At 71.2% G+C, this 10,235-nt stretch carries 8 protein-coding genes; 2 read left to right on the plus strand and 6 right to left on the minus strand.

Translation table 11 applies throughout. The features are described 5' to 3' along the window. Positions 1–42: 42 nt before the first annotated feature. The 3 genes from B3S45_RS10775 to B3S45_RS10785 form a co-directional block, all read right to left on the minus strand. Complete coding sequence (locus B3S45_RS10775; RefSeq protein WP_286720562.1) at positions 43–846, minus strand: IniB N-terminal domain-containing protein; 804 nt, start codon at positions 844–846, stop codon at positions 43–45. 121 nt (positions 847–967) lie between these two features. Then, complete coding sequence (locus B3S45_RS10780; RefSeq protein ID WP_286720564.1) at positions 968–3,466, minus strand: LuxR C-terminal-related transcriptional regulator; 2,499 nt, start codon at positions 3,464–3,466, stop codon at positions 968–970. Positions 3,467–3,481: 15 nt separating this feature from the next. Next, positions 3,482–5,503: an Hsp70 family protein gene (locus B3S45_RS10785; RefSeq protein WP_286720566.1), complete on the minus strand. Its 2,022-nt coding sequence runs from the start codon at positions 5,501–5,503 to the stop codon at positions 3,482–3,484. A gap of 327 nt (positions 5,504–5,830) precedes the next feature. On the opposite strand from B3S45_RS10785, the gene groES reads away from it, so the two are divergent. Beyond that, the gene (gene groES / locus B3S45_RS10790; protein ID WP_071046031.1) at positions 5,831–6,127 is read left to right on the plus strand and encodes a co-chaperone GroES; all 297 of its coding nucleotides are present in this window, start codon (positions 5,831–5,833) and stop codon (positions 6,125–6,127) included. Positions 6,128–6,395: 268 nt separating this feature from the next. Then, positions 6,396–7,289: an EamA family transporter RarD gene (gene rarD, locus B3S45_RS10795; protein WP_286720583.1), complete on the plus strand. Its 894-nt coding sequence runs from the start codon at positions 6,396–6,398 to the stop codon at positions 7,287–7,289. A 9-nt stretch (positions 7,290–7,298) separates the two neighbouring features. Here the strand turns inward: rarD and B3S45_RS10800 are convergent, their stop codons facing one another. From B3S45_RS10800 to B3S45_RS10810, 3 genes are read right to left on the minus strand one after another with little or no spacing between them, the layout of a single operon-like run. Then, positions 7,299–7,622: a metal-sensitive transcriptional regulator gene (locus B3S45_RS10800; protein ID WP_286720568.1), complete on the minus strand. Its 324-nt coding sequence runs from the start codon at positions 7,620–7,622 to the stop codon at positions 7,299–7,301. Next, the gene (locus B3S45_RS10805) at positions 7,619–9,838 is read right to left on the minus strand and encodes a heavy metal translocating P-type ATPase (RefSeq protein WP_286720570.1); all 2,220 of its coding nucleotides are present in this window, start codon (positions 9,836–9,838) and stop codon (positions 7,619–7,621) included. Before B3S45_RS10805 ends, B3S45_RS10800 begins: the two co-directional genes overlap by 4 nt. Beyond that, on the minus strand, positions 9,838–10,059 hold the full coding sequence (locus B3S45_RS10810; RefSeq protein WP_286720572.1) for a heavy-metal-associated domain-containing protein: 222 nt from the start codon (positions 10,057–10,059) through the stop codon (positions 9,838–9,840). The genes B3S45_RS10805 and B3S45_RS10810 overlap by 1 nt, the downstream gene beginning before the upstream one ends. Positions 10,060–10,235 lie beyond the last annotated feature (176 nt).

Here is a 10,235-nt window from a genome sequence, read left to right on the forward strand (position 1 = left end):
GGCGGGTGAGGGGTCTTGCGATCTGGGGACACGAGGCGGGCCTTACGGCTGCTCTTCGAGTTCCATCTCCATCGGCGCCTCGACGTAGTCGGCGGAGGAGTCGGCCTCCCAGGTGTCTTCGGTCTCCACCGGGGGAGCTTCGACGGCCACGGTGTTCTCCACGGCGACGTCGCCGCCGATGTCGCCGTTGTTGACCGCGACCTGCGTGTTGTCCACCTCGGTCTCGGTGTCGTTGAACGACTCCTCCACCTCGACATCGACATCGGTCTCCGTCGATCCGTCGTTGAAGGACTCGTCGACGTCGGCCTCGACCTCCGTGTCGGTGTTGGTCGAGGAGTCGTTGAACGATCCGTCGACGTCGACGTCGGTGGTCTCGTTGCCGATCGCGATGTCGCCGGTCTCGATGTCGGTGGTCGACGTGTCGACGCTGGCGGTCTCACCGGCGGCGGCTCCGCCGTCGCCGCTGTTGACGATCGCCTCGTTGTCGAAGATCTGGTTCACGTCGCCGTTGGCCCAGATGTTCTGATTCACCGACTGGTCGACGATCGTCGCGCGGTTGTCGATCGTGAACGACTGGGTGATCGTGTTGATCTCCTCGACCGGCGTGGGCTTGGGCCCAGGCGGGTGGGGATGCGGGTGGGGGTTCGGGTGCGGGTGCACGTCGGGCCGGTCGACCACGACCGGGGCGACGGCGCGCACGTCGTCGGCGCACACGTCCGACAGGCCGTTCGCGGCGAGTGTCCCTTCCGGATCCTGTTCGAACTCCGCTGCGGCCTCCGGGTCGCGCAGAAGGCTCAGGATGAATTCGATCAATGCATCGGCGATGGTCGCCAGCGGAGTGGTCATGGTGTCTCTCCCGTCGTTTCGAGACTCGTTCTCGAGGCTATGCAGGTATGCGAGGTTCGGAATCGGGGATAACCCCGAAAGATTCTGTGGGCGCTTAGGGATCTGCGCGCGAGCTCGGGGGTCATCGCCCGGCCCCTTCCGTCGTGTTCATCGCGACGCGCAGCTTCGCCAGCAGATCCGACCGCGACGTGGCAGCCAGGCGGCGCCGGATCTGCCCGATGTGGTGCTCCGCCGTGCGCGGAGAGATGAACAGCTCCGCACCGATCTCGGCATACGTGCGGCCCTGCAGCACCAGCTGGGCGATCTCGTGCTCACGCTCGCTGAGACCGGTGTTCGCGGATGTGGGAACCGGACCCGTTGCCGGCTCGCCCGAGGGCGCCGTCTCGCGCGGGTGCAGCTCCCGCGCGCACGCCAGCAGCCGCGCCCCGACCTTCTTGTCCTTGCTGCGACGGGCTCCGTGCCCGGCGAGGCGAGCGCCGTCCCACGCGAGTCCGACCGTGGCGAGGCCCCGGGCGGCCGCTTCCACCGCGTCGGGGTCGACGGTGCCGGCGAGGATCGCCGTCCACACGCGCCCGGCCTGTGCCATGCGGGCGGCGAGCGGGTTGTGACGGGCGGCGGCGACGAGTGCCTTGGCGTGCGGCGCCAGGTCATCGGGGCGGTTCTCGAGGATGCCGCGCTGGATGCCCGCCCAGTGCAGCGCCGTCGCCCACACCGACGGCTCCCCGAGCCGGTCGACGAGGGCGAGCGCGTCGCGGAAGGCCGGCTGCATCCAGTCGGCGTCGCCCAGACGGGCCGAGACGATCACGAGTTCGCTCAGCGGCAGCAGCATGTACAGGTCGGGTTCGACGCGGCGCACCCGGCTCTTGAGCGAGTCCCAGGCGGATCCGAGCGCCGCGAGGTCGTCGTAGCGACGCGCGAGTTCTACCGTGACGGCCGCGGCGATCACGTCGTCGCGCGCCGAGAGCACGCCGCTGTCGGCGGTCGCGGCGGCGAGCGAGCGACGCGCCTCGGCGACCTGCTCGCGCTGCACGGCGATCCACGCGTTCCACAGCAGCAGGCGCGGACGCCAGCGGCGGCAGTGCGCGGTGTGGGTGAGGGCGTCGGTGACCACCGTGTGGGCGAGGTCCAGGTCCCCGATCCCGATCGCGGCGGTCGCGGCGATGACGGCCGGAAGCTCGGGCGTCGGTGAGGTGTCGCGGGCGGCGCACGACAGGTCAGCCGCGCGGCGAAGGTCGTCCACGGCCTCGCGGGGGCTGTCGTCGGTGAGGGTGGCGCGCAAGCCGCGATCCAGCAGATCGAGCGCGACCCCCCGGGCAGACGGGGCCGCCGGTGCCGTCGCATCCGCTGTGCCCGAGGAGGGGTCGCGCTCGACGAGTCGGCCGGCGCCGGCGGCGGCGACGAGGGCGCGCGTGCGACCGGGCGCCGAGGCCGGAGGCATCGCACGGTACGTGTCGTGTGCGATCGACATCATCCCGCGGTCGGCCCACGTCGTCGCGAGCGTGTCGGCGGCGAGGTCGTGATCCCGATGTGCGCGGTCGATCCCCACGCCGCCGAGGAGCAGTCCGGCACCGTCGCCGTCCCCCGCGGCCCACAGGGCGTGCGCGTGCGCGGCGGCGATCTCGGATTCCGGCACGCCGCACGCGACGGCGCGCTCGAAGAGTGCGGCCGCGAGCGCCGGCTGGCAGGCGATCTCGGCGCGTGCGCGTTCGGCGATAGCGCTGCCGAGCGCGGGATCGACGACCCCGTCGAGACTCGCGGCCAGGTCGGAGCCCGGCACGAGGTCGAGCGAGCCCTGCCGGATGAGATCGATGAGCACGTCGATCGACGTGCTGGCCCGAGCCGCGTCCGCCACGAGCGGAAGGGGACGCCCGTTCGCCGTGAGCAGTCCTTCGGCGTGGCCCTCTGCGATGACCTCCGCGGCGTCGGCGGTCTCGGCACCGGCGTCACGCGCGCCGAGGCTGAGCGTCTCGATGCGGCGGCGAACGGCCGGCGAGACCGTCTCGAGCCGGTGCTGGATCCGGCGGCGGACGACGCGTGCGAGCTCGCGGTGCTCGGGGTCGTCGCTGCAGTCCTGGAGGTCGTGCGCTTCGACGCACGCGGCGACCAGCCACGCGGTGCCGCCGCTGATGTCGAGGATGTGCTGCGCGCACGCCGCATCCGCCGACAGCAGATCGGTGCGCACCTCGGCGAGCGTCACCTCGCCCAGCAGCAGCGGCGGGTTGTCGTGCTCGACCACGCGCGTGATCTCCACGAGCGCCGGCGGCGCCGGCCACGTGCGGTAGGCGATGACGAGGCCCGCGTCGGGTCGATGCGCGCGTTCGAGGAGTGTTCCGAGCGCCTTCTCGTCGAGCTCCTGCGCGTCGTCGACGAGGAGGGTCACGTCGTCGTCGATGCGGTCGGTGCGATTGCGCGCCGACCACAGGTGGGTCGGTCGGCCGTCTCGGTCGAGCCGACCGCGCAGGTAGGCGAGCGCATCCGTCTTGCCCGAGCCGGCACCCCCGACGATCGCTGCGCGCAGTGGGGGTCTGCGCGTGACGAGGTCGTCGAGGGCGCCGAGCGCGTGGGCAGCCCGGGGAAGCATCTCTACCGTCGGATCGGTGGTCTCGGTGAGCCTGTTCACTATCGCCCCCGCACGCTACTCAGCCGTCACCGTCGTATCGGACGGGCTGGGGCTGGGCGACGTGGGGGGAGTCGTCTCGGTCTGCGTTTCTGAGGGCGCGGGGTCGGGTGCCGTCGAGGTCGACGCGGTGGGTTCCGGCTCGCTCGTCGGCTCGGGCTCCTGCGTCGGGGTCGTCTGATCCGGCGTCGGGTCGGTCGTCGGCGACGGGTCCGTCGTCGGCTCGGTCGGGGTCGGGTCCGGCTCCTGCGTCGGAGTGGTCGACGGTGTCGAGGGCGAGGGCGTCGACGGGGTGGTCGGCGTCGGTGTCGATGTGGTCGGAGGCGTCGACGGCGTGGTCGTCGACCCGCCGGATCCGGACGAGCCGGTCGATCCGGTGGAGCCGCTGGACCCGGACGAACCGCTCGAGCCCGACGACCCGCTCGACCCCGTCGATCCGCTGGATCCCGAGGACTTCGGCGGCGCCGACTTCGACGGCGACGTGCGCCCCTGCGTGGCACTCGAGGAGGAGGACGATGACTTCGGTGTGGTGCGGGTGTTGTGCACCATCGGGTTGCTGCGCGGTGTGGTCCAGCCGCCGGTGTCCGCCTTCGGCCGGGGCGCGGCCTTGACCGCATCGGCAGCACCCGGTTCCTCACCGGCCGCCTCGGGCTCACTCGTCTCGCTGACCGCCTGCGAGGACGCGGTCAGCTCCATGCCGAGCCACTCGCTCAGCGACTGCTGGCTCGAGCCGGCGGCGAGGGTGCTGTTGCCGAGTCCGGTCGCGTTCGCGAGCACGAGGCCGCTCGCGAGCACGAGCGCGCCCGCTGCGGACGCCGCGATCGGGATCGCCCGAGACCGGCGAGCGGGAAGCGGCGTGGGTGCCTCGGCGACATCGGCCGCCTCGGCGACGGGGGCGTCGTCGACCAGTGCCGCGGCGGACCCGGCCGGCAGCAGGGCGAGACCCGCGCCGATCTCGGCGGCCGGTGCGATGGCCCGCGCTGCGCCGAGGGCGATCGAGGACTTCGGATCGGCATCGATCGCGATCGGACGGTCGAAGCGCTCGGAGAGCATCTGCGCGACGAGCGGGATGCGAGATGATCCGCCGACGAGCAGGATGCTCTCGACGTCGTCGGGACTGAGACCCGTGGCCTCGAGCGTGTCTTCGAGCGTATCGGCCGTGCGCTCCACCGACGGCGCGATCATGTCCTCGAACTCCGCGCGCGTCAGCCGAACGCTCGCCGCGCCCGTGGGTAGGAGCACCGGGATCGTCACGTCGGAGTCGAACGAGAGCGCCTCTTTGGCGTCGACGCACTCCCGGCGCAGCTGCGACAGCGCCAGCCGCATGTCGGCGTCGTCGGACTGCAGGTCGGCTGCGGTCACGCCCGCAGCGCGGAGCACGTGGCGGAGCACCTCGTCGTCGAAGTCGGCTCCACCGAGGTCGTCGATCCCCGACGCGCTGCCGAGGGGCGCGAACCCGCCGTCGTCGGACTTGCGGAGGATGACGGAGTCGAACGTGCCGCCGCCGAGGTCGTAGACGGCGAGCGAGCGGCCCGGCTCCAGAATCCTGCCGGCTTCGTACTGCCGTGCGGCGGCCTCGGGTTCGGTGATCAGCGACACCTCGCCGACCTCGGCGCGCCCGAGCGCGCTGCGGATCAGGCCCAGCCGGTGGGAGCCCCACCCGGTCGGGTGGGTGAGCATGATGCCCTCGGGTGATGATCCCTCGCGCTCGACGACGGCCTCGATGACCGAGGCGACGGTGTGCGCATAGAGCTGCTCGGGCGGAAGAGTCCGCCCCGCCACCGACAGTGGAACGTCGTCGCCGATGCTGCGCTTGAACTCGCGCACGAGCCGTTCGGGCTGGCTGATGCCGCGTCGTTCGGCCGCGTCTCCGAAGAGCAGGCCATCAGCGGTGACGAACACCGACGACGGAGCACTGTCGGTGCTGCGCCCGAGCGGAAAGCTTCGGGTGTCGAGTGTGGTGTCGGGAGCGGACCGTGCGGTCGCTGCCGCCGTCCTGCTCGTACCGACGTCGATACCCAGAAAATACGCCGTTGCCATGATCCCCCCACGGATCGGGCGCGAGCTGGCGAGAGCTCGTGATTACCCCAGTTGTTCCCAGTGTCCCAGTGCGGCAGACGAGGAGCGGTCACGGTGGCGAACGCCGTCGTCTGCATCCGATGCCAGGTCACCCAGCTGACCCGGTCTCGGTGTTGTCATCGTACACACACATGAGGGGAGACGGCCAGGGCCGTGCTGATACGTGTCGATCGCGAATCTGGCACTCGCGTTGCAAGAGTGCCAGCGCTTCCCTAGACTTGCGTTAGCACTCTCACTCCGAGTTTGCTAACGAGTCTTGACGTCTCATAGGAAAGCAGAGGTAGACCCGTGTCGGTTTCCATCAAGCCGCTCGAGGACCGCATCGTCATCACGCAGGTCGAGGCCGAGCAGACCACGTCCAGCGGTCTGGTCATCCCCGACACCGCCAAGGAGAAGCCCCAGGAGGGCGAGGTCGTGGCGGTCGGTCCCGGTCGCATCGACGACAACGGCAACCGTGTCCCGGTCGACGTCGCCGTCGGCGACCGCGTGATCTACAGCAAGTACGGCGGTACCGAGGTCAAGTTCGGTGCCGATGAGTACCTCGTGCTGTCGGCGCGCGACGTTCTGGCGGTCGTCGTCCGCTGAGACACCCCGCGTGACGAAGGGCTCGGATGCTTCGGCATCCGGGCCCTTTTCGCTGCGGCGATCGGGCGCGGCAGGTCAGGACTACGATGAACCGGTGAACCTCGACGCGCCCGAGCCCCCCAGGGGAGCCGGCGACGCCGACGAGGCAGCACGAGACGCCCCCGACCTGGGGGAGACCGCGCTCGTGACCGCGGGCGTCGGCGTTCCGTCGTCCACCGATGCAGGCGCCTCGCCGACGGACGCCTCCCGAGAGCGAGCGTGGGGCGGCCTGTACACGTTCGGCGCGTACCTCCTGTGGGGGTTCCTGCCGCTGTACTTCCTCGCGCTCGCACCCACCGGGCCGTGGGAAGTCGTCGCATGGCGCATCCTGCTGTCACTGGTGTTCTGCGCGATGCTGCTGACCGTCACACGCACGTGGCCTCGGCTGTTGGCGATCCTCCGGCAGCGACGGCTCGTCGGCTGGACGGTGGTGGCGGGCCTGCTCATCTACGTCAACTGGCAGGTGTTCCTCATCGCGACCCTGACCGGGCACGTGATCGAGACGAGTCTCGGATATTTCATCAATCCGATCCTGACCGTGCTGTTGGGCGTCCTCATCCTCCGGGAGCGGCTGCGCGTCACGCAGTGGGTCGCGCTCGGCATCGCGGCCGCAGCGGTCGGGGTGATCGTGGCGGGATACGGTGCGTTCCCGTGGATCGCGCTGTCGCTGGCGACCTCCTTCGGACTGTACGGGCTCGTCAAGAAGCAGATCGGCCCCTCCGTCGACGCGGTGAGCGGGCTCACGCTCGAATCGCTCTGGCTCACCCCGGTCGCCATCATCCAGCTGAGCGCGGTGGGGGTGACCGCCGGTCTCACGCTCGGCACCGCCGGAGCCGTGCACGCCGTGCTGCTGCTTCTGGCCGGCGTCATGACGGCCACCCCTCTGCTGCTGTTCGCCGCGGGCGCGCGCCGAGTGCCGCTGACCGTCATCGGCCTTCTGCAGTTCGTCGCCCCGATCCTGCAGTTCACGATCGGGGTGTGGATCCTGCAGGAGCCCATGCCGCCGGAGCGCTGGATCGGCTTCGCCCTGGTCTGGGTGGCGCTCGTGATCCTGTCGGCGGACTCCGTGTCGGCTGCGCGCCGGTCACGCCGCACGGCCTCGGATGTGGCCGACCTCACGTAGCGGAGCGCGTCACCGCACGAGGCGGGCGATGGCCTGCGAAGCCTCCGCGATCTTCTCCTCGGCCTCGGGCCCTCCGCCTCGCGCGGCGTCGACCACGCAGTGACGCAGGTGGTCGTCGAGGAGCCCCAGCGCCACGGTCTCCAGCGCGCTGGTAAGCGCGCTGATCTGGGTCAGGATGTCGATGCAGTAGCGCTCGTCCTCGACCATGGTGCGGATGCCGCGCGCCTGCCCCTCGATCCGCTTCAGGCGATTGAGGTAGCGGGCCTTGTCGCTGATGTAGCCGTGGTGGGCGTGCGCCTCGGCGGTGTCGGCGATCGGGGCGGTGTCGGTCATCGGGACTCCTTCGGTGTCGGGGCGGTGGCGCGGAAGCGGCGCAGCAGCAGGCTGTTGCCGACGACGAAGACGCTGGAGAACGCCATCGCGGCGCCGGCGATCATCGGGTTCAGCAGCCCCAGGGCGGCGAGGGGGATAGCGGCGGTGTTGTAGGCGAACGCCCAGAACAGATTGGTCTTGATCGTACGCAGGGTCGCGCGCGACAGCCGCAGCGCGTCGACGGCGGCGAGCAGGTCTCCGCGCACCAGGGTGAGATCGGATGCGGCGATCGCGGCATCGGTTCCGGTGCCCATGGCGATGCCGAGGTCGGCCTGTGCGAGGGCGGCGGCGTCGTTGACCCCGTCACCGACCATCGCGACGACCCGTCCCTCGCTCTGCAGCGCGCGGATGGTGTCGACCTTGCCTTCCGGCAGGACCCCGGCCGAGACGCGCTCGATGCCGACCTCGGCGGCGACCCGTCGAGCGACGGACTCGCCGTCGCCGGTGAGCAGCACCGGCTCGAGGCCGAGCGCGCGCAGACGCTGCACCGCCTCCGCACTGGTGGGCTTCACGCCGTCGGCGAGCGAGATCGCGCCGCGGGCGGCGCCATCCCATGCCACGTGCACGGTCGTGAAGCCCTCGGTGTCTGTGTCGATCGGCGTGACCGCCCAGGAGCGCAGGAACGACGCGCTGCCCACCAGCACCGCACGTCCGTCGACGACGGCCGAGACGCCGGACCCGGCGGTCGCCCGGAACGCCTCGATGGCCGGGAGCGGTCCGTGCCGCCGGCCGGCGGCGACGATCGCCAGGGCGAGCGGGTGCTCGGAGGCGTCTTCGACGGCGGCGGCGACGCGGAGCACCTCGTCGGAGTGCTCCCCGGTCGCAGCCGTGACGTCGACGACCGACATGCGTCCCGTGGTCACGGTGCCCGTCTTGTCGAGCGCGATCGTGTCGACCGCGCGGGTCGACTCGAGCACCTCGGGGCCGGTGATGAGGATGCCGAGCTGCGCGCCGCGGCCGGTCCCGACCATGAGGGCGGTGGGCGTGGCGAGTCCGAGCGCGCAGGGGCAGGCGATGATGAGCACCGCCACGGCGGCGGTGAACGCGGCCTGCGCGGAGCCGCCGAGCACGAGCCACGCGACGAGGGTGATGACCGCGATGCCGATCACGACCGGCACGAACACCGCAGACACCCGGTCGGCCAGGCGCTGCACATCCGCCTTGCGGGACTGCGCGTCCTCGACGAGGCGCGCCATCTGGGCCAGCTGCGTGTCCGACCCCACGCGTGTCGCCTTCACCAGCAGGCGTCCGCCCGCGTTGAGGGTCGCTCCGACGACCGCGTCGCCGGGGGAGACGTCGACCGGCACCGATTCGCCGGTGACGAGGGCGGCGTCGATGCTGCTGGTGCCCGAGGTCACGGTCCCGTCCGTCGCCACCTTCTCGCCGGGGCGCACGATGAATTCGTCGCCGACCCGAAGAGACGTGATCGGCACGCGCACCTCGACGCCGTCGCGCAGCACGGCGGCGTCCTTGGCGCCGAGCTGCAGGAGGGTTCGCAGGGCGTCGCCGGACCGCCGCTTTGCCCGGACCTCGGCGAAGCGGCCCGCGAGGAGGAACATCGTCACGCCCGCGGCGACCTCGAGGTACACCGCCGGTTCGCTCGACGCGCTGAACCAGACGAAGCCGTGCGTCATGCCGATCATGCCCGCGTCGGTGAACAGCAGCGCGTACAGCGACCACAGCGTCGCGGCGGACACCCCGAGCGAGATCAGCGTGTCCATGGTCGCCGCGCCGTGCCGCAGATTGATCGCCGCGGCGCGGTGGAACGGCCATGCCGCCCACGTCACCACGGGGAGGGCGAGAGCGAGAGAGGCCCATTGCCATCCAGGAAACTGCCACGCCGGCACCATCGACAGCGCGATGACGGGCACGGCCAGGGCGATCGCGACGAGGAGCCGCGTGCGCAGCGAGCGAGCATCGGCATCGTCGTCGGATCGTTCGGGCTCCGGCACGGATGCGTCATAGCCGGTGCGCTGCACTTCGGCGATGAGCGCTTCGGTGGTGAGACCGGATGCCGACTCGACGTGCGCGCGCTCCGTCGCGTAGTTGACCGACGCCGTGACGCCGTCCAGGCGGTTGAGGCGCTTCTCGATGCGGGCGGCGCACGACGCGCACGTCATGCCCTGGATGTCGAGGTCGACGCGGGAGGGCGCGGCCTTGGCGGCCGACGCGGACATCAGGCGCGGACCGCGGAGTAGCCAGCCTCGTCGACCGCGGCGATCACGTCGGCGTCGGCCGGGAGGGAGCCGTCGGCGGCGATCGTGAGTCGCCCCGACGCCGCGCTCACGTCGACGCCGGTCACGCCCGGCAGGCGCGACACCTCGTCGGTGACGGCGCGTTCGCAGTGCCCGCAGGTCATGCCCGTCACGAGGTAGTCGATGGTGGTCTCGGCGCTCATGGTGCCTCCTGTCGCGGTCGTTCGCCGGAGATGCCGGCTGCTGGTGGAACACAATACCCCCTGCGGGTATTCCGCGGCCCGCGTTTCGTCTCGTCGCTGCGCTCCTCGCTCAACGACCGGTGGTGGGCGGCCTCCCCTCCCGGTCCGCCCCTCGTTACTTTCTTCGTGACCCGCTT

This window comes from Microbacterium sp. UBA1612 (genome assembly GCF_002321605.1).
GTDB lineage: Bacteria > Actinomycetota > Actinomycetes > Actinomycetales > Microbacteriaceae > Microbacterium > Microbacterium luteum.

Bases quoted from the DNA above. Each gene is read 5' to 3' on its own strand.
- B3S45_RS10805 (WP_286720570.1), bottom strand. From the start codon at position 9,838: ATGTCCGCGTCGGCCGCCAAGGCCGCGCCCTCCCGCGTCGACCTCGAC.
- B3S45_RS10810 (WP_286720572.1), bottom strand. From the start codon at position 10,059: ATGAGCGCCGAGACCACCATCGACTACCTCGTGACGGGCATGACCTGC.
- B3S45_RS10800 (WP_286720568.1), bottom strand. From the start codon at position 7,622: ATGACCGACACCGCCCCGATCGCCGACACCGCCGAGGCGCACGCCCAC.
- B3S45_RS10775 (WP_286720562.1), bottom strand. From the start codon at position 846: ATGACCACTCCGCTGGCGACCATCGCCGATGCATTGATCGAATTCATC.
- B3S45_RS10785 (WP_286720566.1), bottom strand. From the start codon at position 5,503: ATGGCAACGGCGTATTTTCTGGGTATCGACGTCGGTACGAGCAGGACG.